Below are 22,045 nucleotides of genomic sequence, written 5' to 3'. Positions count from 1 at the left end.
TGCTTGGGGCGGCCCGGCGCTACGCTCATTGGGCGATCATGGCCCGCAGGCGCTCGACCGATTCCTGCAGGTGCGCCATCGAGCTGGCGGTGGAAAAGCGCACGAACTTCGCGGTTTCGGCCGTGCCGAAGTCGCGGCCCGGCGTCACGGCCAGGTGGGCGCGCTTCATGGTCTCGAAGGCGAAGTCCCAGCTGCCCGAGATGCCGAGCTTGTCGGCCACGCTCGTGCAGTCGGCCCAGGCGTAGAAGGCGCCGTCGGGCACCACGGGCACGTTCAGGCCCAGGGCGTTCAGTTGCGGAATGAACCAGTCGCGGCGCGCCTTGAACTCGGCGCGGCGGCGTTCGTACTCGGCGATGCTCTCGGCCTCGAAGCAGGCCAGCGCGGCGTACTGCGACACCGTGCTCGCGCAGATGAAGAGGTTCTGCGCCAGGCGCTCGACCACCGGCACCAGCACTTCGGGCACCACCAGCCAGCCCAGGCGCCAGCCGGTCATGTTGAAGTACTTGCTGAAGCTGTTGATGCTGATGACGTTGTCGTCGATGGCCAGTGCCGTCTGCCCGAACGCATCGTCGTACGACAGGCCCAGGTAGATCTCGTCGATCAGCGTGATGCCGCCGCGCTGCGACACCACCTCGTGGATGCGACGCAGTTCGTCGGGCGCGATCGAGGTGCCGGTCGGGTTCGAGGGCGAGGCCAGCAGCACGCCGCGGGTCTTGTCGGTCCAGGCGGCCTCGACCTTGGCGGCGGTGAGCTGGAAGCGCTCCTCGGCCGTGGTCGGCACCAGCACGGCCTTGCCGTCCGCAGCGCTCACGAAGTGGCGGTTGCAGGGGTAGCTCGGGTCGGGCATCAGGATCTCGTCGCCCGATTCGATCAGCGCGAGGCAGGCCAGCTGCAGCGCGGCCGAGGCACCGGCCGTGACGACGATGCGGCGGGCCGGCACGTCGACGTTGAAGCGCTGCTTGTACCAACCGCTGATGCGTTCGCGCAGGTGGTCCAGGCCGGTGGCCTGCGTGTACTGCGTGGCGCCGGCGCGCACGGCGCGGGCGGCGGCTTCCTGCACGAGGGGCGGGGCGGTGAAGTCGGGCTCGCCGATGTTCAGGAAAATCATCGGACGGTCGGTGTGGGCCACTTCGCGGGCCAGCACGCCGGCGGCTTTCGCCACCTCCATCACGTAAAACGGTTCGATGCGCTGCGCGCGCGTCGAGATCCTCATGGGCGCGCCTTGCCGGTGGCCCGGTCGGCTTCCACTTCGAGCGGACGCAGCTGCGGTGCGAGGCCGTTGAGCACGGCGTTCACGTATTTGTGGCCGTCGGTGCCGCCGAATTCCTTGGCGAGTTCGATGCACTCGTTGAGCACCACGCGCCAGGGCACGTCGGGGCAGTTCTGGAACTCGTACACGCCGATCCACATCACGGCGTGCTCGATGGGCGAGATCTCTGTGAACTTGCGGTCCAGCAGCGGCAGGATCAGCGCGTCGAGCTGCTCGGCGCCGTTGATCGAGCCGTGCAACAGCGCGTCGTAGTGCGCCGCGTCGGCCTTGTGGAAGCCCGCGAGGTCGCGCGTGAAGTGGTCGATGTCGGTCGGGTCGTTGCCGCCCACCAGGTGCTGGTAGAGCGCCTGCAGCGCGAACTCGCGCGCGCGGCTGCGGTTCGACTTGGCCGCGGCCTTGCGTGCGCCCGTGCTGGTGAGGCCGGTGCGCGACTGGCGGGGCTTGGCGGACTTGGAGGTGTCTTCGGTCATGAAAGGGTGGCCAGCAGTTGTGCCATCTCGACCGCCACCTGGGCTGCGTCGCGGCCCTTGTCGGTCTGGCGGGCGACGGCCTGTTCGAGGTTTTCGGTCGTGAGGATCGCGTTGGCGATGGGCAGGCGGTAATCGAGCGCGACGCGGCTCACGCTCGCGCCCGATTCGTTGGCCACCAGTTCGAAGTGGTAGGTCTCGCCGCGGATGATGCAGCCCAGCGCCACGAGCGCGTGGTAGCCGCCGCGCTCGGCGAGCGCCTGCAGCGCCACGGGCACTTCGAGCGCGCCGGGCACCTGCACATGATGGATGTCGGACGCGGCCACGCCGAGCGCCTCGAGCTCCGACAGGCAGGCCGCGGCCAGTGCGTCGGTGATGTCGGCGTTGAAGCGCGCCTGCACGATGCCGATGCGCAGGCCTTTGCCGTTGAGCGTGATCTCGCCCTTGTTGGAACCTTGCATGGTCGTTCAGTCTTTCGTGAGGTAACCGGCGATCTCGAGGCCGAAGCCGGCGGCCATGCTCGGCATGCGACGCGGCGCGCCGAGCAGGTTCATCTTGTGCACGCCGCATTCGCGCAGGATCTGCGCGCCGATGCCGTAGTTGCGCAGGTCCATGCGACCGCGCTCCGGGGCTTGCGCGGGGCGCGCGGTGCCGTCGAACTGCGCGAGCAGCTCGGCCGCGGTTTCGCCGCAGTTCAGCAGCACGGCCACGCCCTTGCCTTCGTTCGCGATGTGCGAGAGGCTGGCGTCCAGGCTCCAGGAGTGCATCGGGCGGTTGACTTCGAGCGCGTCGAGCACCGACAGCGGCTCGTGCACGCGCACCGACACCGTCTCTTCGGGGGCCCACTGGCCGCGCACCAGTGCCAGGTGCACGCCGCGGCTGGGCTTGTCGATGAAGGCGTGGGCCGTGAAGGCGCCCCAGTTGGTCTGGATCTCGCGGCAGCCGACCTTCTCGACCAGCGATTCGACGCGGCTGCGGTGCTCGATGAGCGCGGCAATCGTGCCGATCTTGAGGCCGTGCTCGGCCGCGAAGATCTGCAGATCGGGCAGGCGGGCCATCGTGCCGTCTTCGTTCATCACTTCGCAGATCACCGAGGCGGGCGAGCAGCCGGCCATGGCGGCCAGGTCGCAGCCGGCTTCGGTGTGGCCAGCGCGCATGAGCACGCCGCCGTCCACCGCCTGCAGCGGGAAGATGTGGCCGGGCTGCACCAGGTCGGCGGCCACGGCGTTGCGTGCCACGGCGGCCTGCACGGTGCGGGCGCGGTCGGCGGCCGAGATGCCGGTGGTCACGCCTTCGGCCGCCTCGATGGAGACGGTGAAGGCGGTGGAATGCTTGGCGCCGTTGCGCTGGACCATCGGCGGCAGCTGCAGCCGCTCGCACATCTCGCGCGAGAGCGTGAGGCAGATCAGGCCGCGCGCGTGGCGGGCCATGAAGTTGATGGATTCGGCGGTGATGTGGTCGGCGGCGATGACGATGTCGCCTTCGTTCTCGCGGTCTTCCTCGTCCACGAGGATGACCATGCGGCCGGCGGCCAGCTCGGCCACGATGTCTTCGACCGGGGAGATCGGTGCGGGTGCACGGTCGGCGCGCGGGGCGCCGATCGGCGTGACGGAGGCGTTCATTTCGAAGTGTCCTTGGGAGACGTGGAAGACGTCAGAGAGGGGGTGAGCATGCCGGCCTGAAGCATGCGCTCCACGTAGCGCGCCACGGTGTCGATTTCGAGGTTGACCTTCGAACCGGCCTTCAGGCCGCCGAGGGAGGTGTTTTCCACGGTGTGCGGGATCAGGTTGATGCTGACCTCGGCGCCCTCGGCAATGTCGCTCACGCTGTTGACCGTGAGGCTCACGCCGTTGATGGTGATCGAGCCCTTGTAGGCCAGGAAGCGGGCGAGGGCAGGCGGTGCGACCACGCGCAGCTCCCAGCTTTCGCCGACCGGCGCGAAGAAGCTCACGTGGCCGATGCCGTCCACGTGGCCCGAGACGATGTGGCCGCCGAGGCGGTCGCTCGCGCGCAGGGCCTTCTCGAGGTTGATGCGGCTGCCTTCGTCGGTCAGGCCGGCCGTCTTGTCGAGGGACTCCGCGGAAATGTCGATGGTGAATTGCCCGCGTTCAGGTGCGAGCCTGGTGACCGTCATGCAGGCGCCGTTGAGCGCGATGCTGTCGCCGAGCCCGACGTCGTCGAGGTAGCCGTCGGGCACCTCGATGCTGAGTCGCTTGCCGTAGGAGGAGGAGGTGCCGAGGTCGTGGATGGCGGCGATGCGCCCCACGCCGGTGATGATTCCGGTGAACATTTCCACATTTTCGCAGACATCGAGGGGTCTTCGGCCCGAAGGGCCGGTTTGCGGCTGCGAATGTGCCGCGCCGCGTCGGCCGCGGCTCAGAAGTGGTCGCGGCCGGCGACGCGCGCGACGATGCGCAGGTCGGGCCCCAGCATGTCCACCGACTTGAATTCGAGCGGCAATGCGCCTGCGAGCGACGTGAGCGGGCCTTCGGCATGCAGGTGGCTGGCGATGTCGAGCCCGCTGCCGATCAACTTGGGTGCCAAGTACACCAGCAGCTCGTCCACGCAGCCTTCGCGCAGCAGCGAACCGTTGAGCTTGTGGCCCGATTCGACGTGCAGCTCGTTGACGCCGCGTGCCGCGAGGTCCTGGAGCATCGCGGGCAGGTCGACCTTGCCGTGCAGGTTGGGCAGGCAGGTGATGGTGGCGCCGCGGGCTTCGAGCGCGGCCGCCTTTTCTTCGTTGTGCCGGCTGGCGGCGTAGATCCAGACGGCGCGGCCAGCTATGAAAATGTGAGCGTCGGGCGAGGTCTGGAGGTGGCTGTCGACCACCACGAGATGGGGCTGGCGCGGCGTGTCGACCAGGCGCACGTCCAGGCGCGGGTTGTCTTCGAGCAGCGTGCCGACGCCGGTCAGCACGGCGCCGGTGCGGGCCCGCCAGGCGTGGCCGTCGGCGCGCGCGGCCTCGCCGGTGATCCACTGGCTCACGCCGTTGTGCAGGCCGGTGCGGCCGTCGATCGAGGCGGCGATCTTCATTCGAACCCAAGGCTGCTTGCGGATCATGCGGCTGAAGAAGCCGATGTTGAGTTCGCGGGATTCGTCGGCGCCCGGTCCGACTTCGACCTCGACGCCCGCCGCACGCAGGCGCTCGAAGCCCTGTCCCGCCACCAGCGGGTTCGGGTCGGCGAGCGAAGCCACGACACGGCGCACGCCGGCGGCGATGAGCGCGTCGCAGCAGGGGCCGGTGCGGCCGTGGTGCGAGCAGGGTTCGAGCGTGACGTAGGCGGTCGCGCCCGCAGTCGAATGGCCCTGGGCCTGCGCGTCGCGCAGCGCCATCACTTCGGCATGCGGGCCGCCGGCCTGTTGCGTGTGGCCCTGGCCGATCAGGTGGCCGTCGGCGTCGCACAGCACGCAGCCGACGCGCGGGTTCGGGTCGGTCAGGCGGATCGCGGAAGCGGCCAGCCGCAGAGCGGTCGCGATGTGTTCGGAAGAGGGCATGGGTACGGAGCGAAAAAGGCTGCGCGGGTCGGCTCGCCGCTCAGATATCGCGCAGCAGCTGCCGGAACTCGTCCACGTCCTCGAAGCTGCGGTACACCGAGGCAAAGCGCACGTAGGCGACCTTGTCGAGTTTCTTGAGTTCGCGCATGACGAGTTCGCCGACCTTCGTCGAATCGATTTCGCGCAGGCCGCTGGCCAGCAGCTTCTGCTCGATGCGCAGCAGGGCGTTGTCGATCTGCTCGATGCTCACGGGGCGCTTGCGCAGCGCCAGCATCATCGAGGCGCGCACCTTGGTCGAGTCGAAGTCGGCGCGGCTGCCGTCCTTCTTGACCACGACGGGGAAATTGACGTCGGGGCGCTCATACGTGGTGAAGCGCTTGTCGCAGGCGCTGCACTGGCGGCGCCTGCGGACGAAGTCGGCGTCTTCCGAAACGCGGGTCTCGACGACCTGCGTTTCGAGATGACCGCAAAAAGGGCATTTCATGCGGCCAGTGCTTCTCTTCTTCTGATTACGAAATCAACGGTAGACAGGGAAGCGGCTCGTCAAGGCGTGGACCTTGGCGCGCACCGCGTCGATGTTCGCCGCGTCGCGCGGGTTCTCGAGCACGTCGGCCACAAGGTTCGCCGTGATGCGGGCCTCTTCGTCCTTGAAGCCGCGCGTGGTCATGGCGGGGGTGCCGATGCGCACGCCGCTGGTGACCATCGGCTTCTCCGGGTCGTTGGGGATCGCGTTCTTGTTGATCGTCATGTGGGCGGCGCCCAGCACGGCTTCGGCTTCCTTGCCGGTGATGCCTTTGGAACGCAGGTCGACCAGCATGACGTGGCTTTCGGTGCGTCCGCTCACGATGCGCAGGCCGCGCGCGGTGAGGGTGTCGGCCACGATCTGGGCGTTCTTGACCACCTGTTGCTGGTAGGCCTTGAACTCGGGCGTCAGGGCTTCCTTGAACGCGACGGCCTTGGCGGCGATCACGTGCATCAGCGGGCCGCCTTGCAGGCCGGGGAAGATGGCGCTGTTGATCGCCTTCTCGTGCTGCGACTTCATCAGGATGATGCCGCCGCGCGGGCCGCGCAGGCTCTTGTGGGTGGTCGAGGTCACGATGTCGGCGTGCGGCACCGGGTTGGGGTACACGCCCGCGGCCACGAGGCCGGCGTAGTGGGCGATGTCGACCATGAAGATCGCGCCGACGTCCTTGGCCACCTTGGCGAAACGCTCGAAGTCGATGTGCAGCGAGTAGGCTGAGGCGCCCGCGATGATCAGCTTGGGCATGTGCTCATGCGCCTTGCGTTCCATCGCGTCGTAGTCGATGGCTTCGTTGGCGTCCAGGCCGTAGCTCACCACGTTGAACCACTTGCCGCTCATATTGAGAGGCATGCCGTGGGTCAGGTGGCCGCCTTCGGCCAGGCTCATGCCCATGATGGTGTCGCCGGGCTTCAGGAAGGCGAGCATCACGGCTTCGTTGGCCGAGGCGCCGCAGTGCGGCTGCACGTTCGCGGCGTCGGCACCGAAGATCTGCTTGACGCGGTCGATGGCTAGTTGCTCGGCCACGTCGACGTGCTCGCAGCCGCCGTAGTAGCGCTTGCCTGGGTAGCCTTCGGCGTACTTGTTGGTGAGCTGCGAGCCCTGGGCTTGCATGACGGCCGGCGAGGCGTAGTTCTCGCTGGCGATCAGCTCGATGTGGTGTTCCTGGCGCGCGTTTTCGGCTTGAATCGCGGCCCAGATTTCGGGATCGGTCTGTTCGACCAGGATATTGCGTTGGTACATGGCAGTCCTTTGAAGACGAGGTCCTTGTTCAACCAAACAAGGGCTGCCCAGGCGAACGGCTGAACGCCTGTTGTGGCCAGGCGGCACGCTTCCCAGTGGTATTCCACGTCAGCGCGTGGCACCTTTTTCAGGGTGCTGCGCCTATCGCCAGTCGCGTACAGGCCGAGTGTAGCGCAGGCCCGCACGCATCCGGGCCGGGAGGGCCGGCAAGGCCTCAGGAAACTGCGGAGAGCAGGGCGACCTTGGCCGGCTCGCTGCCGGTGGCGGGCTCTTCGCCAGCCGGCTTGGCCGGTGCCACGACCGGGATCGGCTGTGCGCGCGCCGTGGTCGGCGGCGGCACAACCATCGTCGACGGCGCGCGGCCGGCGGCAACCTGGCGCAGGCGCTCGTGCTCGGCCAGCACCTTGGCGGCATAGCCGCCGTCGTCGTCGAGGTTGGCGGCGCCCACGTAGTAGCGCAGGCCGCCTTCGAGCGAGCCGGCGCGGGCGATGCATTCCTGCAGCACCTTCACGCCGACGCGCATGTTGGTCACGGGGTCGAAGGCGGTGAGCGTGCCGCCCGCGCTTTCGTACTTGTCGCCGTGCACGCGCGTCATGACCTGCATCAGGCCCTGGGCGCCGACGTGGCTTTGCGCGAACGGATTGAAGCTGGATTCGATGGCCATGATGGCCAGGATCAGCGTCGGGTCGAGCTTGGTGCGCTTGCCGATCTGGTAGGCCTCGGAGACCAGCACGCTCAGCGGTTCGGCCGCGACGCGGTACTTCTTGCTGAGCCAGTAGGCCACCGCCGCCTGCTGCTTGGGCAGCTCGTCGGGGCTCGCGGCCGTGGTGCGCTCGATGGCGGTCGGCTCGAGGTCCGTGGGTTCGGGCGCGGGCTTGCGCGACTGCAGCCAGCCCATCAGTTGTTCCTCGCCGGTCTTGCGCAGGTCGGGGCGCGCCACGAGGGCGAGGGCCGCGAACACGATGGCCAGGCCGACCAGCGCAAACCCGTTGTGGGTGATTTCAAAAAAGCCGTCTGCCACATCGGACACGAAGGTCCGTAGCCCGCGGGCTGTGGCATCAAACGCCTTGCTCATCGCTTTTTTCCTTTCTGTGCGGCACCTGGCATGCAGCGCCTGAAAGGGCGGTGGATGAAGGCAGCGGCGCTTGGATTGGTATGTACGAATCAGGCTCCGCGCATGGAGGGGGTGTGGGGTAGGGAGCGCGGCGGCCTGATCACGCCGGTGGAATTCGGCAGCGGATTCAGGGAGGCCCTGCTGCGTCCGGCAGCAAGGGCAGGCGGGATTCTATCGTGGCTAAATACACGGTCAAGCATAAGGATTTGGTTCCATATGTTAATAAGTGCTTGAAGAATCCCCCCGTCCGAGGGGCTGCCAAGGGGAACGGGCCTACGGGAAATCCCTTGGAAAAAGGGATTTGCAAAGGAAGGGTGAGACGCCTAATCTGGACGGGCCTGAGGTTTCAGGCGTTTTTCCGAAGTCAGGCAGTCCGAGGTGCAAGTCAAGGACTCGAACGATGGAGGACTCCACGGCGGCAATCTCTTGCTGCCAGCACGGCGGGAACCATTACTTCCGGTCGCGCGAATCGATGGCATGGGTTTTGAGCCCGCCATCAAGCCCGGTGACAAGACACTTCGTCGACTCACCGGGCTTTCTTGTTTGTGGGGCTCACACTTTCGGCCTACCGATCCTGTCGAGGGGCGCGTGGGCATCACAACGCCTCGCCAAAAGGGAACGCATTCACGTTTCGGCAGACTTTGTTGGCATCTGTTTGCGGCACACTTCTGCGGATGGATGCTGCTTCGATCAAACAGAACAAATGGGTGCGGCGTGGGGTTGTCGCGTTGCTGGTGTTGTTGGCCCTGTGGGTCATCGCGTGGCTGGCGGTGCCGCCGATCGCCAAGAGCCAGCTCCAGAAGATCGCGAGCGAAAAGCTGGGCCGGCAGGTCACCGTCGGCAAGATCGACTTCAAGCCCTGGACGCTCGAGCTCGCACTGAATGACCTGCGCATCGCCACCGCCGACGGCAAGCAGCCGCAGGTGGCCATCAAGCGCATCTATGCCGACGCCGAACTGCAATCGCTGTTCCGCCTGGCGCCGGTGATCGACGCGGTGACGGTCGAGGCACCCGCGGTGCTGCTCACGCACCTGGCCGACGGCAAGTACGACATCGACGACATCCTGGCCAAGCTGGCCTCGGGCCCGCCGCCCGACCCGAAGGCCGAGCCCGCGCGCTTCGCGATCTACAACATCTCGATCAAGGACGGCGCGGTCGACTTCGACGACCAGACCGTGAAGCGCCGGCACGAGCTGCGCGGCTTCATGCTGAACGTGCCGTTCCTGAGCAACCTCGCCTCCAAGCGCGAGATCAAGACCGAGCCCAAGCTGGCTTTTGCGCTCAACGGCAGCCAGTTCGACTCGGCCGCCTTCACGACCCCGTTCGCGCAAAGCCGCAAGACCGACGCCCACGTGCAGTTCAAGGGGCTCGACCTCGTGCCGTACCTGGGCTACATCCCCGGCGGCCTGCCGGTGAAGCTGCAGGCCGGCAGCCTCGATGCCGACCTGAAGATCGATTTCCAGCAGACCAACACCATCGGCCTGAAGATCACCGGCACGGTCGAGGCCCACGGCGCCAAGCTGGGCGACGCCCGCGGGCGCGACCTGCTGGGCTTCGACTCGCTCAAGCTGGCGCTGGCCGACGTGCGACCGCTGGAGTCGGTGTTCCACCTGAGCGAGGTCGCGCTGGCCAAGCCGCAGCTGGTGGTGGCGCGCGACGCCGCCGGCCAGCTCAACCTGATGGCCACCGACCCGGCGACCGGCGCGGCCGAAAAGGCGGCGCCGCTGCCCGCGCCCGCCGCCAGCGCCCCGGGCGGCAATCCGGCCGCCGAGAAGCCCAAGCTCAAGGTGCAGGTCGACAAGATCGCGCTCGACGGCGGCCGTGTCGGCTGGCGCGACGAAACCGTCAAGCCCGCTGCAGCCATCGACCTCACCGACCTCGGCATCAACCTCACGGCCGTCACTTGGCCCATGGAAAAGCCCGCGCAGTTCGACGGCAGCACCGCCGTCGCGGGTGCCACGCTGAAGTTCAAGGGCAATGCCACCGACAAGGTCGCCGACGTGCAGACCGAGGTCGAGGCGCTGCCGCTGTCGCTGGCCGCGCCGTACCTGGCGCAGAGCCTGGAGCCCACGCTCGACGGCAAGCTCAGCGGCCAGATCGACGTGTCCTGGGCCCAGCCCGACCTGAAGTTCAAGGCGCGCCGCCTCGCCGCCGACGGCCTGGCGCTGACCCAGGCCAAGACCGCGCTGGCCAGCGTCGGGCGCTTCGAGCTGGTCGACGCCGAGGTCGACATGACCAAGCACACCTTGAACATCGCGTCGTTCACCGCGACCAACCCCAAGGTGAGCGTCGAGCGCGACAACGAGAAGCGCTGGATGTTCGAGCGCTGGCTGAAGACCCCGGCCGGCGGCGCCAAGGTGGCGGCGCCCAAGCCGGCCGACGCCGGCGCGGCGCGCCCCAATAGCGCCAACACCAAGCCCTGGGCGCTGACCCTGGGCACGCTGGCGGTCGACAACGGCAGCCTGTCCTATGCGGACAAGGCCGGCTCGGCGCCGGTGGCGATCGAGGTCACGGCCTTCAAGCTTCTGGCCCAGAAGATCGCACCCGACACCAACACGGTCTCGCCGCTGCAGGTGTCGGGCCGCATCGGCGCGGGCCGCCGCGCGGACCCGGGGCGCTTCGACTACAAGGGCAACATCGTGCTCAAGCCGCTGGCGGCCGAGGGGCGGCTCGAGGTGGCGTCCTTCCCGGCGCATGCCTTCAAGGCCTACTACGCCGATGCGCTCAATGTCGACATCCGCCGCGCCTTCGCGAACTACCGCGGCACGGTGCGCTACGCGAGCGCGCCGGCCGGCATGAGCCTGAAGCTGGCCGGCGACACCGCGCTGGACGACTTCCGCGCCAACAGCGTCTCGCTGACCCAGTCGCCGGGCTTCGACCGCGGCAACAGCCAGCTGCTGAGCTGGAAGACCCTGAGCCTGCGCGGCTTGCAGGTCAGCCTCGCACCCAACGCGGCCCCGACGGTGGACGTGCGCGAAACCACGCTGACCGACTTCTTCGCCCGCGTGATCGTCGACCCCACCGGCCGCCTGAACCTGCTGAGCCTGACCAAGAAGGGCGAGGAAGCCTCGAAGGCCGCCGCGGCCGCCGCCACCGAAGCCAGCACCAAGAAGGGCCCGGGTGGCACGACCACCACGACCCGCGCGCCGGCCGCCTCGGCGCCACAGCGGGCTTCGGGCGGTGCGCCGGTGTCGGCCGAAGCCATGGTCGGCGGCGCGCCCGAGCCTGCGCCGGCTGCGTCCGCACCCGTCGTGGCTGCCGCGCCTGCGGCCGACAGCGGCCCGGCGCCCGTCATCAACTTCGGTCCGATGAGCCTGGTCAACGGCAAGATCGACTTCACCGACCTGTTCGTCAAGCCCAACTACTCGGCCGACCTGAGCGAGCTGACCGGCAAGCTCAGTTCCTTCTCGTCGAACCCGCCGAACGGGCAGGGCGGTCGACCGGCGCTGGCCGACCTCGAGCTGCGCGGCAAGGCGCAGCAGACCGCGGCGCTGGAAATCACCGGCAAGCTCAACCCGCTGGCCAAGCCGCTCGAACTTGACATCACCGCCAAGATGCGCGACCTCGACCTGGCGCCGCTGTCGCCGTATTCGGTGCGTTACGCGGGCCACGGCATCGAGCGCGGCAAGATGAGCATGGACGTCAATTACAAGATCGCGCCCGACGGCCAGCTCACCGCCACCAACAAGCTGGTGCTCAACCAGCTGAAGTTCGGCGACGAGGTGGCCGGCGCGCCCAACAGCCTGCCCGTGCGCCTGGCCGTGACCTTGCTGGCCGACCGCAACGGCGTGATCGATGTCGACCTGCCGCTGCGCGGCTCGCTCAACGATCCGCAGTTCAGCATCGGCCCGCTGATCTTCAAGGCGGTGGTCAACCTGATCGTCAAGGCCGTGACCGCGCCGTTCAGCCTGCTGACCGGCGGCCTGGGCGGTGGCGGCAGCGGCGATTCGAGCGCCATCACCTTCGAGCCTGGCAGTTCCACGCTCAGCAGCGGCGCCAAGGAAAGCCTGGACAAGGTCGTGAAGGCCCTGGCCGAGCGGCCGACGCTGCAGATGACGGTGGTGGGTACTTCCAGCCTCGAGAAGGAGCGCGACGCCTACCAGCGCCAGCGCCTGCGCCAGCTGACCCAGGCCGAGAAGCGCCGTGTCGCGGTGCGCGGCGGCCAGACCGGCACCGAGGTGGCGCCGGTGACCGATGCCGAGTACCCGGAGCTGCTCACGGCCGTCTACAAGCGCTCCGACATCACCAAGCCGCGCAACATGGTCGGCCTGGCCAAGGACCTGCCGGTGAAGGAAATGGAAAACCTGCTGCTGGCCAGCGTGCCGGTCGACGAGGAATCGATGCGCCAGCTCGCCGTCGAGCGTGGCGCCGTGGTGCGCGACTACCTGCTGGCGCAGAAGCTGCCGAGCGAGCGCCTGTTCCTGGGAGCCGTGCGCACCACGGCCAGCGGCAACGACTGGAAGCCCGGCGCCGAGCTGAGCCTGACCATGAAATAGCCGGCGGGGCTTGGCTTTTCGCCTCGCCTTGCCATATATCTTGCGGGCCCTTTTCAGCCCGCCGAACGGTGCGCGCCGCAGTTCCGACACGGAATTCGGCGGGCTGTTCGCCAACTGGGTGAAAATGTCGATGTGCGCCGGCCTTTGCCGGCGCCTTCGCTTTCTCTACCAAGACAACGATTTCGCGCAGTGACCTCTACTTCTTCCAAGCCACACGACCTCCAGGCCCTCGACACGCTCACCGGCGGCGCCTTCACCGCGCCGACCTCGGGCGAGCGCGCCGCGCGCATCCGCGACTGGCTCGCGGGCAACCCTTCGTCCGAGCAGATGCAAGAGGTCTTCAAGGAGTTGAGCGGCCGCGACAAGGGCGCCGCGCGCCTGCTGCGCGAAAAGCTCGACGAAATCAAACGCGCCAAGGGCCAGGAAGCCATCGCCGCCGAATGGGCGCAGAAGGCCGAAACGCTGCTGGCGCAGTCCAAGCTCAACATCGCCGACGCACTGGCCTGGCAGCGTGACGCCGCCAAGGCCGGCGCGCCGTTGTCGCGCGAACCGCTGGCCGGGCTGAAGGCCCAGTTGGCCGAACGCGTCAAGGGCATCGAAGACCTGCAGCACCGTGCGCAGGTCCACCGCGAAGCCGCCGTCCTGCTGGCGCAGCGCTTTGAAGTGTTGTCCACCAAGGGCTGGAAGGACGCCCAGGCCGCCGAGGAATCGCTGCGCGCCGACGTGACCCACTGGCAGCAGCAGGCCGCTGACATCGTGGCTGACGCCAACTGGAACAGCCTCGACGCCAAGTTCGCCCCCCAGCTCGAAGCCTCCAAGTCGCAGCTGCTCGTGGTCTCCGACTCGTTCCACGGCGCACTGGCGCAGGCCGTGGCCGCGGCCGCCGATGCCGCCGCGCCGCTGCCGCCCGTGCCCGTCTGGGCCGACGAACTGCGCGCCGCGCGCGGCGAAGTGGTGGCGCCCAAGCCCGCCGCGCCCGCTCGTCCCGCCGCACCCAAGGTCGACCCGGCCGTGCGCGCCGCGGCGCAAGACGCCGTGCAGGCCGCCCTCGCCAAGCTCGAACAGGAAACCGCCGAAGGCCACGGCAAGGCCAGCGCCGGCGCCGCCGCTGCGCTGCGCGCCGTGCTCAAGGAGCACGGCAAGCTGGTCGACGCGCCGCTCGAAGCCCGCGTGCACGCCGCGCTGGTCGCCGCTGGCGAACTCGAAGGCTGGCAGCGCTGGAGCGCCGACAAGGTGCGCGAAGACCTCGTCGCCAAGGCCGAAGGCCTGCTCAAGCGCCCCGAAGGCCAGGCCCTTGGTGGCCGCAAGATGCAGGAAACCCTGCGCGCGCTGCGCGACCAGTGGAAGCAGGCCGACCAGGGCGGCGTGCCGAACCACGCGCTGTGGAAGCGTTTCGACGAAGCCTGCAACGAAGCCCACAAGGTCGTCGAGGCCTGGCTCGAGAAGGTGCGTGCCGATGCCGCCGAACACCGCGCCCTGCGCGTCGCGCTGATCGAAGAGGTCAAGGCCTGGGCCGCCGCGCATGCCGGCGCCACCGACCTGAAGGCGCACAACCGCGCGCTGCACCAGTTCGCCGACCGCTGGCGCGATGCCGGCCACGTGGGCGAGAAGGTGTTTGCCGAGCTGCAACCGCTGTGGAACGAAGCCTTCGGTGCTGCCCGCGCACCGTTCGAAACCGCGCAGAAGGCCAGCGTCGAACGCCGCCAGGCGATGATCGCCGAGGCCACTGAGCTGGGCGCCCAGCCGATGCTGCGCATCGACGCCGTGAAGGCGCTGCAGCAGCGCTGGCAGCACGAGGCGCAGAGCGTGCCGCTCGACCGCCGCCACGAACAGAAGCTGTGGGACGCGTTCCGCGCACCCATCGACGAAGCCTTCAACCGCAAGACGGTCGAGCGCGAAAAGGCATCGGCCGCCATGAGCGAGCACGACCGCCATGTGCTCGAAGCCTCCAAGGCGCTCGACGCGGCCAATGCCGGCGGCGACGCACAGAAGATCCGCGCCGCCATCGCCGGCCTCGAAGCCGCACTGCGCGGTGAAGTGCCCGCACCGGCACCCGCCACCACGAGCGACGGCCCCTCGGTCGGCGCCACCGGTGTCGAAGCCCCCGGCCAGGCCGCGGCCGAGTTCGGCGAAAGCGCCGAGCAGACGCCGGGTTCGAGCGATGCCGAAGCCACGCCGTCCGCACCCGCGGCAGCAGTGGCCGACGCGCCCGACCTGGTCGCTCCCGCAGACGGCGCCGATGCTTCGGCCCGCAGCGACAGCGCCGCGCACGAAGCCGGTGAGGCTGCGAGCGTCGCACCGGCCGCGCCGCCGAAGCCCGCACCCAAGCCCGTGGTCGCCATGCGTGGCGACGACCGGCCCAGCAGCAAGAAGGCCGAAGCCGCACCGGCCGCTCGCGGCACGGGCCGCTTCGGTGATCGCCGCGACGGCGGTCGCCCCGGAGCCGGCGGCCCCGGCCGTCCGAACGACCGCGGCGGCCCGCGTCCCGATGCCCGTGGTGGCGATCGCGGCGCACCGGGCGGTGGCCGTTTCGGCGACCGTCCGCCACGCGAAGACCGCGGCCCGCGTCTGGGCGATGCCGCCTTCCGCGCCCAGCGCGAGGCGCTCGAGCGTGCCGATATGGCGCTGCGCAAGCTGGCCGCGCAGGCCCACGGCGAAGCGCTCACGCAGGTGCTTGGCGCCTGGGAGCAGCGCGATGCCGCCCGCCTGCCGAGCGTGCAGGAACTGGGCCGTGCCGTGACGCCGGCCGTGCGCACCCAGTGGTCGCAGGCCGTGGGTACCGCACCGACGGCCGCCGCGAGCGATGCCGCCGAAGCGCTACTGCGTCTGGAGATGGCCGCTGAAGTGCCGACGCCCGCCGAGCAACTCGACGCACGCCGCGCGCTGCAGCTCAAGCTGCTGACGAAGCGTGGCGATCCGACGCCGGCCCAGACCTGGGGTCAGGACGCCGGCAAGGTGCTCGCCGCCGCGCACGACGCCGCCACCGCGCGCCGTCTGCAGAACGCGCTGAAGGCCTTGCTGCGCAAGTAAGGCGCCTGCGCGCGTTCATGTGAAAGGAGCCCGCCGCGTGCGGGCTTTTTCATGCGTGTCGACCCGTCCCGGCTCAAGGCAGCCTGGCCAGGATCTTGTCCATTTCTCCGGCGGTATAGGCGCGCAGGGAGCGCGTGCGCACATTGCCCTGCATGGCGATGGCCAGGCTGAATGCACAGAGCGCCTGCTCGTCCTCGGACTCCAGCACGCAGACCACATCGCAGTCGCCCATGGTCCAGAAGATCTCGCGCATGTTGACGCCGAGCTTCTGGGCGGTTTCCTTGGCGGCGGCAGCGCGTTTGGTGGTTTCCTTGACGCTCTGGATGCCCTTGTCCGTGAAGCTCAGCATGCCGATATAGGTCACCATTTTCTGCTCCTGTGTTGTTATCCGCGGGGGCGAATCACATGAAGCAACGCCGCCCCCGATGGCGACGCTCCAGGTCATCAGGCGCGCAGCGACGCTGTGGAGGGCGATGGCCGCAGCGATGCTACGCCGGGGGCCTGCAAAGGCAAGGCGCTCCCGATCAGCGCCTACTCAGGACGAGGTATGCGGACCGCGATCGCGCGCGCAAGCAAGGAAACCAGATGTGAGGGGCGGTCAGGCCTGCGTAGGCCGAAAGAACGCATCGAAGAGAACCAGCACCGCCGGGAAGTCCCGCGCGAAGTTCGGCCGGTTCACGAAGTAGGCCTCGCAGGCCACCGCGAAGAACTCGCTGATCGAGGTCGCGCCGTAGTCGTCGAGCCAGGGCGGTTCGGCGCCGAAGCGCTCGGCGAGGATGGTCTTTTCGCGGAAGTCGTCGTAGGCCGGCTGCAGCACGGCCATCCAGGCCGCACGCGCCTCGCGCGCGCTGCGCCGGCCCATGAAGCCGGCCGGCAGCGGCGGGCAGCCGTCGGCGATGCCGTTGCGCATGTCGATCTTGTGGGCGAACTCGTGGATCACGACGTTGTAGCCGCCCTCGCTGCTGACGCTGCTCGCGAGCACGTCCTGCCAGCTGAGCATGACGGGGCCCTGGTCCATCGCCTCGCCGGCGACGACCTCTTCGTACTCGTGCACGACCAGCGCGTCATCGACGACCTTGCGTGGCGCCACCACCTCGGACGGATGCACCACGATGCCGACGAAATCGTCGTACCAGTCGAGCCCGTCCTTCAGGTGCAGCACCGGCAGCACGGCCTGCGCCGCGATGGCTAGCGCCACCTCGTCGGTGATGATGAAGCCCTGCGTGCCATGGAATTCCTTGTCCCGCAGGAACTCGGCCGCGAGCGTGCGTAGTTGTTGCTGCTGCGCGGGCGGCAATTCGCCCAGGAAGGCGTAGCGCGTGAGCGTGGCGCGCCAGGCAGCGTCGGGAATCGGGGGCAGGGTGCGCAGCCGGCGCAGCCACTTGAACATCGGTGGCGGTGCGGCTAGCGCAGGTCGACGCGCTGTGCGCCGGCGGCCGACAGGCACAGCAGTTGCGCACGCGGCGGATGAGCCGCAACGTCCCAGTCGCTCAGCACGATGCGACGCAGGCCATGGCCCAGGTCGTGCACCGCGGGGCGGTGGGTGTGGCCGTGGATCAGCGCGCTGGCGCCCGCGTGTTGCAGCCATTGGCGGGCCGCGTCGGCGTCCACGTCGGCCCAGAGGGTCGAGGGATCGCGCTTGCGGTCTTCGCTCTGTGCGCGGATGGCGCGGGCAAGCGCGCGGCGCTCTTCCAGCGGGCGCGCAAGGAACGCGGCCTGCCATTCGGGCGTGCGCACCTGGGCGCGAAACTGGAGGTAGTCGGTGTCTTCGAGGCAGAGGGCGTCGCCGTGGCTCAGCAGCCAGCGTTCACCGTGCAGCACCAGCACGGTGGGGTCGTCGAGCAGCGTGAGACCGCATTGCGCGGCAAAGGCCTTGCCGACGAGGAAGTCGCGGTTGCCGTGCATGAAGAACACGGGCATGCGCTGCGCCGTACGCTGCAGCAACTCGACGCATTGCGCCTCGAAGCCGGGCTGGTCGGCGGCATCGTCGCCCACCCACACCTCGAACAGGTCGCCGAGGATCACCAGCGCATCGGCCGGCGTGGTCTGCAGGTAGCCCTGCCAGGCCTCGAAGGTGGCCAGCTCGCTGGCCTGCAGGTGCAGGTCGGAAATCAGGTCGACGGTGCGCCACGCGGGCGGCGCCACCAGCTCGGAGAAAGCCGGGTTCGCCACCGGGGTCATGCCGCTGCGCCGTGCCTGAGGTGCATCACTCGACAGTGACGACTGCCTTTTCGATCACGACGTCCTCGAGGGGCACGTCGTCATGGAAGCCCTTGCGGCCCGTCTTCACGGCCTTGATCTTGTCGACGACATCGGTGCCGCCCGTGACCTTGCCGAACACCGCGTAGCCCCAGCCCTGGGCCGAGGGGGCGGTGTGGTTCAGGAAGCCGTTGTCGGCCACGTTGATGAAGAACTGGGCGGTGGCCGAGTGCGGTGCGCTCGTGCGGGCCATGGCCACGGTGTAGTTGGCGTTCTTGAGGCCGTTGTTGGCTTCGTTCTCGATCTCGGCGCCGGTGGGCTTTTGCTTCATGCCGGGCTCGAAACCGCCGCCTTGCACCATGAAGCCGGGGATCACGCGGTGGAACACCGTGTTGTCGTAGTGGCCCTTCTTCACGTACTCGATGAAGTTGGCGGTCGACTTCGGTGCCTTCACGCCGTCGAGTTCGAGCGTGATGACGCCGTAGTTCTTGATGTGCAGTTCGACTTGGGGGTTGCTCATGAGTTAGCTCCTTCTTCGGAAACGGGATTACTTCGCCAGCGTGGCGGACTTGATGGTGAGGGTTTCGACGGGCACGTTCTGCATGCCGCCCTTGTTGCCGGTCTGCACGGCGCGGATCTTGTCGACCACGTCGGTGCCGGCGACGACCTTGCCGAACACGGTGTAGCCGTAGCCGTCGGGGTTGGGCGCGTTGAGCGAGTCGTTGTTCTTCACGTTGATGAAGAACTGCGAGGTGGCCGAATTGGGGTTGCCGGTGCGGGCCATCGCGATCGTGTACTTGTCGTTCTTCAGGCCGTTGTTGGCCTCGAGCGGGATCGGCGGGCGCGTGGGCTTTTGCTGCAGGTCGGCCGTGAAGCCGCCGCCCTGGATCATGAAGCCGTCGATGACGCGGTGGAACACCGTGCCGTCGTAGTGCTTGTCCTTGACGTACTGCAGGAAGTTTTCGACCGTCTTGGGGGCCTTGGCCGCATCGAGCTCGACCACGATGTCGCCCGCCGAGGTGGCGAGCTTGACGCGCGGCGCGGCCTGCTGGGCGTGCGCGCCGGCGGCGGCGCCGAAGGCCAGGGCCGCAGCCAGTGCGAGGGCGCCGCGGCGGCTGAAACGGGAAAGTGCAGAGGTCGTCAAATGAGGCTCCGTGTGCGGGTGGAGGGGAGGGCGGTGGGCCTGCGTTGGCGCAGGTTGGGAGGCAACTGTGTGCGCACCGCCGGATTGCAAGAGGCTGTTACTTGGTCGTGCGGCCCACGGGCTTGCGCACTTCGGGCGGCGCGGCCGGCAGCACGGCCGCATCGGCCGCGGCCTTGGGCGTGAAGATCTGGCGGATCAGCGCGAGCTTGGGCGCGACGCTCGCGTTGGTGGTGGCGAACTGCTGGGCGCGCTGGTATTCCTGGGCCGCCAGGCGCGCGTACACGTCGCCGAGGTTTTCGTGCGCGGTGGCGTAGTTGGGGCTGAGCTTGAGCGCGGTTTCGAGTGCGGCGCGGGCCTGGTCGAACTTGCTCTGCGACGCGTACAGGGCCGCGAGGTTGTTGTAGGGCTCGGGCAGTTCCGGGAAGTCCTGCGTGAGCTGCGTGAACGCGGTGATCGCGTCGGCGGTCTTGTTCTGCTCGGTGAGGATCACGCCGCGCAGGAAGCGCATCTGCGGGTCGCGCGGCTTGCCGGCGATGTAGGTGTCGGCCTTGGCCAGCGCCTCGGCGGACTTGCCCTGGCGCAGCAGGAGGTTGACGTCGTCGTAGTCGTTGGCGTGCGCGGCGAAGCCCCACAGACCGAACAGCAGTGCAAAGGCGATGGGGAGTCTGGAGAACGCGGCGTGCTTCATGAAGCCTCGGCAGGATTGGGGGAGAGCGGGGGCCTGGAGAACACCCGGATGCTGCGCGGCGGCAGCCGTTTATACTGCGTCGCATTGTAGCCGAGGGGCCACGTCGAACCCCTCGTAGCCACGCCCCCCGTCACCCCTGAAATACACCGTTGTTCGCCCGTACCGCACGTGCGCGAATCAACGCTTTCCGAGTCCCATGAGTCTGCGCATCTACAACACGCTGTCGCGTGAATTGGAGGATTTCTCCCCCCTGCAACCTGGACAGGTTCGCATGTACGTGTGCGGCATGACCGTCTATGACCTGTGCCACATCGGCCACGCCCGCATGATGATGGCGTTCGACGTGGTGCAGCGCTGGCTGCGCGCCAGCGGCTATGCCGTGACCTACGTGCGCAACATCACCGACATCGACGACAAGATCATCGCCCGCGCGGTCCAGCGCGGCATCACCATCCGCGCGCTGACCGACGAGGTGATCGCGGCCATGCACGAGGACATCGGTGCGCTGCGCATCGAGCCGCCGACCATCGAGCCGCGCGCCACCGAATACGTGCCGCAGATGCTCGGCATCATCGAGACGCTGGAGCGCAAGGGCCTGGCCTACCGCTCGGACAACGGCGACGTGAACTACGCCGTGCGCAAGTTCCCGGGCTACGGCAAGCTCTCGGGCAAGTCGCTCGACGAACTGCATGCCGGCGAACGCGTCGCGGTGCTCGACGGCAAGCAGGACCCGCTCGACTTCGTGCTCTGGAAATCCGCCAAGCCGACCGAGCCCGACGACGCCAAGTGGGACAGCCCCTTCGGCACCGGCCGCCCGGGCTGGCACATCGAGTGCTCGGCCATGAGCTGCGCCACGCTCGGAGAGACCTTCGACATCCACGGCGGCGGCGCCGACCTGCAGTTCCCGCACCACGAGAACGAAATTGCGCAGAGCGAAGGCGCCAACGGCAAGCCGCTGTCGCGTTTCTGGGTGCACAACGGCTTCGTTCGCGTGGACAACGAGAAGATGTCCAAGAGCCTGGGCAACTTTTTCACGATCCGTGAAGTGCTGCAGAAGTACGACGCCGAGAGCCTGCGTTTCTTCCTCGTGCGCACGCATTACCGCAGCGCGCTGAACTACAGCGACGCGCACCTCGACGACGCGCGCAACTCGCTCAAGCGCCTGTACACCGCGCTCGACCTGGTGGCGCCCGCGACCGTGGCCATCGACTGGACGCAGCCCCACGCGGCGCGTTTCAAGGCGGCGATGGACGAAGACTTCGGCACGCCCGAAGCCATCGCCGTGCTGTTCGAGCTGGCCGGCGAAGTCAATCGCACGAAGTCCGCAGACACCGCGGGCCTGCTCAAGGCGCTGGCCGGCACGCTGGGCTTGCTGCAAGGCGATCCGAAAGCGTTCCTGCAAGCGGGCACCACGCTCGACGAAGCCACCATCCAGGCGAAGATCGATGCACGCGCGGCGGCCAAGGCGGCGAAGAATTTCGCCGAAGCCGATCGCATCCGCCAGGAACTCCTCGAGCAGGGCATCGTGCTCAAGGATTCGCCCACGGGAACGACCTGGGCGGCTGCACAGTGAACGGAACGACGAACCCCGTACCCGCCACCCAGCAGACCAGCGTGCGCATCTACACGCCGGACTATTGGGAGGAAGCCTGCAAGCACCTGGCCAAGAAAGACCGCGTGATGAAGCGGCTCATTCCGAAGTTCGGCGAGGCCTGCCTCGAATCGCGCGGCGACGCCTTCACCACGCTGGCGCGCAGCATCGTGGGCCAGCAGATCTCGGTGAAGGCCGCGCAGTCGACCTGGGACAAGTTCGCGGCGCTGCCGCGCAAGCTGACGCCGGCCAACGTGCTCAAGCTCAAGGTCGACGACATGCGCGGCGCCGGGCTGTCGGCGCGCAAGATCGAGTACCTGGTCGACCTGGCCCTGCATTTCGATTCAGGCACCGTGCACGTCGACCGCTGGAAAGACATGTCGGACGAGCTCATCATCGAAGAGCTCGTGGCCATCCGCGGCATCAGCCGCTGGACCGCCGAGATGTTCCTCATCTTCCACCTGATGCGCCCGAACGTGCTGCCGGTCGACGACCAGGGCCTGCTCAACGGCATCAGCGTGAACTATTTTTCGGGCGACCCGGTCAGCCGCAGCGATGCCCGCGATGTCGCCGTGGCCTGGGCGCCGTATTGCAGCGTGGCGACTTGGTATATTTGGCGATCGCTGGACCCCGTGCCGGTCGTTTACTAAGGATCACCCCCAGGCTTCGCGCACTTCGTGTCGCTTCGCCAACCCCCTTCGAGGGGGCAACACCGGAGGCCCGGCAAAGCCGGTTCCTCGGTGTTTCTGGAATAAATGCAAAAGAGCCGGATGGCCGGTCAATTGATGA

The 22,045-nt window shown here is 68.1% G+C and carries 20 protein-coding genes and 1 riboswitch; of the genes, 5 read left to right on the top strand and 15 right to left on the bottom strand.

The features are described 5' to 3' along the window. Positions 1-25: 25 nt before the first annotated feature. The 9 genes from AC07OX_RS20670 to AC07OX_RS20630 form a co-directional block, all read right to left on the bottom strand. A complete protein-coding gene (locus AC07OX_RS20670; protein WP_062481568.1) occupies positions 26-1,213 on the bottom strand; it encodes a pyridoxal phosphate-dependent aminotransferase in 1,188 nt (395 codons plus the stop codon). Continuing rightward, positions 1,210-1,740, bottom strand: a complete 531-nt coding sequence (gene nusB, locus AC07OX_RS20665; protein ID WP_495261718.1) for a transcription antitermination factor NusB — start codon at positions 1,738-1,740, stop codon at positions 1,210-1,212. The genes AC07OX_RS20670 and nusB overlap by 4 nt, the downstream gene beginning before the upstream one ends. Continuing rightward, on the bottom strand, positions 1,737-2,198 hold the full coding sequence (gene ribH, locus AC07OX_RS20660) for a 6,7-dimethyl-8-ribityllumazine synthase (RefSeq protein WP_056582067.1): 462 nt from the start codon (positions 2,196-2,198) through the stop codon (positions 1,737-1,739). Before ribH ends, nusB begins: the two co-directional genes overlap by 4 nt. A gap of 6 nt (positions 2,199-2,204) precedes the next feature. Next, the gene (gene ribBA, locus AC07OX_RS20655; RefSeq protein ID WP_495261717.1) at positions 2,205-3,359 is read right to left on the bottom strand and encodes a bifunctional 3,4-dihydroxy-2-butanone-4-phosphate synthase/GTP cyclohydrolase II; all 1,155 of its coding nucleotides are present in this window, start codon (positions 3,357-3,359) and stop codon (positions 2,205-2,207) included. Beyond that, positions 3,356-4,027: a riboflavin synthase gene (locus AC07OX_RS20650; protein WP_495261716.1), complete on the bottom strand. Its 672-nt coding sequence runs from the start codon at positions 4,025-4,027 to the stop codon at positions 3,356-3,358. Before AC07OX_RS20650 ends, ribBA begins: the two co-directional genes overlap by 4 nt. 86 nt (positions 4,028-4,113) lie before the next feature. Continuing rightward, on the bottom strand, positions 4,114-5,232 hold the full coding sequence (ribD, locus tag AC07OX_RS20645) for a bifunctional diaminohydroxyphosphoribosylaminopyrimidine deaminase/5-amino-6-(5-phosphoribosylamino)uracil reductase RibD (RefSeq protein ID WP_495261715.1): 1,119 nt from the start codon (positions 5,230-5,232) through the stop codon (positions 4,114-4,116). Positions 5,233-5,272: 40 nt separating this feature from the next. Beyond that, positions 5,273-5,716, bottom strand: coding sequence for a transcriptional regulator NrdR (nrdR, locus tag AC07OX_RS20640; protein ID WP_007836918.1), 444 nt, complete (start codon positions 5,714-5,716; stop codon positions 5,273-5,275). A gap of 33 nt (positions 5,717-5,749) precedes the next feature. Beyond that, complete coding sequence (glyA, locus tag AC07OX_RS20635; RefSeq protein ID WP_307693835.1) at positions 5,750-6,994, bottom strand: serine hydroxymethyltransferase; 1,245 nt, start codon at positions 6,992-6,994, stop codon at positions 5,750-5,752. A gap of 38 nt (positions 6,995-7,032) precedes the next feature. Then, positions 7,033-7,159: riboswitch (ZMP/ZTP riboswitch) on the bottom strand. A 49-nt stretch (positions 7,160-7,208) separates the two neighbouring features. Further along, the gene (locus AC07OX_RS20630; RefSeq protein WP_062481551.1) at positions 7,209-8,069 is read right to left on the bottom strand and encodes a lytic transglycosylase domain-containing protein; all 861 of its coding nucleotides are present in this window, start codon (positions 8,067-8,069) and stop codon (positions 7,209-7,211) included. A 713-nt stretch (positions 8,070-8,782) separates the two neighbouring features. Between AC07OX_RS20630 and AC07OX_RS20625 the strand changes: the two genes are divergently transcribed. The 3 genes from AC07OX_RS20625 to AC07OX_RS20615 are packed head-to-tail and all read left to right on the top strand — an operon-like array spanning position 8,783 to position 15,634. Then, on the top strand, positions 8,783-12,604 hold the full coding sequence (locus AC07OX_RS20625) for a DUF748 domain-containing protein (protein ID WP_495261714.1): 3,822 nt from the start codon (positions 8,783-8,785) through the stop codon (positions 12,602-12,604). 10 nt (positions 12,605-12,614) lie between these two features. Then, a complete protein-coding gene (locus tag AC07OX_RS20620) occupies positions 12,615-12,797 on the top strand; it encodes a hypothetical protein (protein ID WP_492745561.1) in 183 nt (60 codons plus the stop codon). After that, the gene (locus tag AC07OX_RS20615; protein WP_495261713.1) at positions 12,794-15,634 is read left to right on the top strand and encodes a DUF349 domain-containing protein; all 2,841 of its coding nucleotides are present in this window, start codon (positions 12,794-12,796) and stop codon (positions 15,632-15,634) included. Before AC07OX_RS20620 ends, AC07OX_RS20615 begins: the two co-directional genes overlap by 4 nt. 73 nt (positions 15,635-15,707) lie before the next feature. Here AC07OX_RS20615 and AC07OX_RS20610 read toward each other — a convergent pair whose 3' ends face one another. From AC07OX_RS20610 to AC07OX_RS20585, 6 genes are all read right to left on the bottom strand, one after another. Next, on the bottom strand, positions 15,708-16,001 hold the full coding sequence (locus tag AC07OX_RS20610; protein WP_070060413.1) for a GYD domain-containing protein: 294 nt from the start codon (positions 15,999-16,001) through the stop codon (positions 15,708-15,710). 231 nt (positions 16,002-16,232) lie between these two features. Further along, positions 16,233-17,024: a M90 family metallopeptidase gene (locus AC07OX_RS20605; RefSeq protein ID WP_495261712.1), complete on the bottom strand. Its 792-nt coding sequence runs from the start codon at positions 17,022-17,024 to the stop codon at positions 16,233-16,235. A 14-nt stretch (positions 17,025-17,038) separates the two neighbouring features. Further along, positions 17,039-17,815: a UDP-2,3-diacylglucosamine diphosphatase gene (locus AC07OX_RS20600; protein WP_495261711.1), complete on the bottom strand. Its 777-nt coding sequence runs from the start codon at positions 17,813-17,815 to the stop codon at positions 17,039-17,041. Positions 17,816-17,840: 25 nt separating this feature from the next. Next, the gene (locus AC07OX_RS20595; RefSeq protein ID WP_070060416.1) at positions 17,841-18,353 is read right to left on the bottom strand and encodes a peptidylprolyl isomerase; all 513 of its coding nucleotides are present in this window, start codon (positions 18,351-18,353) and stop codon (positions 17,841-17,843) included. Positions 18,354-18,380: 27 nt separating this feature from the next. Next, positions 18,381-18,977 carry a peptidylprolyl isomerase gene (locus AC07OX_RS20590; protein WP_082818298.1) on the bottom strand — a complete coding sequence of 199 codons (597 nt, stop codon included), beginning with the start codon at positions 18,975-18,977 and terminating at the stop codon, positions 18,381-18,383. Positions 18,978-19,074: 97 nt separating this feature from the next. Next, entirely contained in the window at positions 19,075-19,665 is a 591-nt protein-coding gene (locus AC07OX_RS20585) for a tetratricopeptide repeat protein (protein ID WP_062480948.1), read from the bottom strand. A gap of 196 nt (positions 19,666-19,861) precedes the next feature. Between AC07OX_RS20585 and cysS the strand changes: the two genes are divergently transcribed. After that, positions 19,862-21,238 carry a cysteine--tRNA ligase gene (cysS, locus tag AC07OX_RS20580; RefSeq protein ID WP_495261710.1) on the top strand — a complete coding sequence of 459 codons (1,377 nt, stop codon included), beginning with the start codon at positions 19,862-19,864 and terminating at the stop codon, positions 21,236-21,238. Beyond that, complete coding sequence (locus AC07OX_RS20575) at positions 21,235-21,906, top strand: DNA-3-methyladenine glycosylase family protein (protein ID WP_095745035.1); 672 nt, start codon at positions 21,235-21,237, stop codon at positions 21,904-21,906. Before cysS ends, AC07OX_RS20575 begins: the two co-directional genes overlap by 4 nt. Positions 21,907-22,045: the final 139 nt, after the last annotated feature.

This window comes from Variovorax sp. GW821-FHT09D07 (assembly GCF_059416345.1).
Note: the sequence above shows the minus strand (reverse complement) of the source record. Positions and strands in the feature narration are given on the sequence as shown.

Bases quoted from the DNA above. Each gene is read 5' to 3' on its own strand.
- AC07OX_RS20670 (WP_062481568.1), bottom strand. From the start codon at position 1,213: ATGAGGATCTCGACGCGCGCGCAGCGCATCGAACCGTTTTACGTGATG.
- nusB (WP_495261718.1), bottom strand. From the start codon at position 1,740: ATGACCGAAGACACCTCCAAGTCCGCCAAGCCCCGCCAGTCGCGCACC.
- ribH (WP_056582067.1), bottom strand. From the start codon at position 2,198: ATGCAAGGTTCCAACAAGGGCGAGATCACGCTCAACGGCAAAGGCCTG.
- ribBA (WP_495261717.1), bottom strand. From the start codon at position 3,359: ATGAACGCCTCCGTCACGCCGATCGGCGCCCCGCGCGCCGACCGTGCA.
- AC07OX_RS20650 (WP_495261716.1), bottom strand. From the start codon at position 4,027: ATGTTCACCGGAATCATCACCGGCGTGGGGCGCATCGCCGCCATCCAC.
- ribD (WP_495261715.1), bottom strand. From the start codon at position 5,232: ATGCCCTCTTCCGAACACATCGCGACCGCTCTGCGGCTGGCCGCTTCC.
- nrdR (WP_007836918.1), bottom strand. From the start codon at position 5,716: ATGAAATGCCCTTTTTGCGGTCATCTCGAAACGCAGGTCGTCGAGACC.
- glyA (WP_307693835.1), bottom strand. From the start codon at position 6,994: ATGTACCAACGCAATATCCTGGTCGAACAGACCGATCCCGAAATCTGG.
- AC07OX_RS20630 (WP_062481551.1), bottom strand. From the start codon at position 8,069: ATGAGCAAGGCGTTTGATGCCACAGCCCGCGGGCTACGGACCTTCGTG.
- AC07OX_RS20625 (WP_495261714.1), top strand. From the start codon at position 8,783: ATGGATGCTGCTTCGATCAAACAGAACAAATGGGTGCGGCGTGGGGTT.
- AC07OX_RS20610 (WP_070060413.1), bottom strand. From the start codon at position 16,001: ATGGTGACCTATATCGGCATGCTGAGCTTCACGGACAAGGGCATCCAG.
- AC07OX_RS20605 (WP_495261712.1), bottom strand. From the start codon at position 17,024: ATGTTCAAGTGGCTGCGCCGGCTGCGCACCCTGCCCCCGATTCCCGAC.
- AC07OX_RS20600 (WP_495261711.1), bottom strand. From the start codon at position 17,815: ATGACCCCGGTGGCGAACCCGGCTTTCTCCGAGCTGGTGGCGCCGCCC.
- AC07OX_RS20595 (WP_070060416.1), bottom strand. From the start codon at position 18,353: ATGAGCAACCCCCAAGTCGAACTGCACATCAAGAACTACGGCGTCATC.
- AC07OX_RS20585 (WP_062480948.1), bottom strand. From the start codon at position 19,665: ATGAAGCACGCCGCGTTCTCCAGACTCCCCATCGCCTTTGCACTGCTG.
- cysS (WP_495261710.1), top strand. From the start codon at position 19,862: ATGAGTCTGCGCATCTACAACACGCTGTCGCGTGAATTGGAGGATTTC.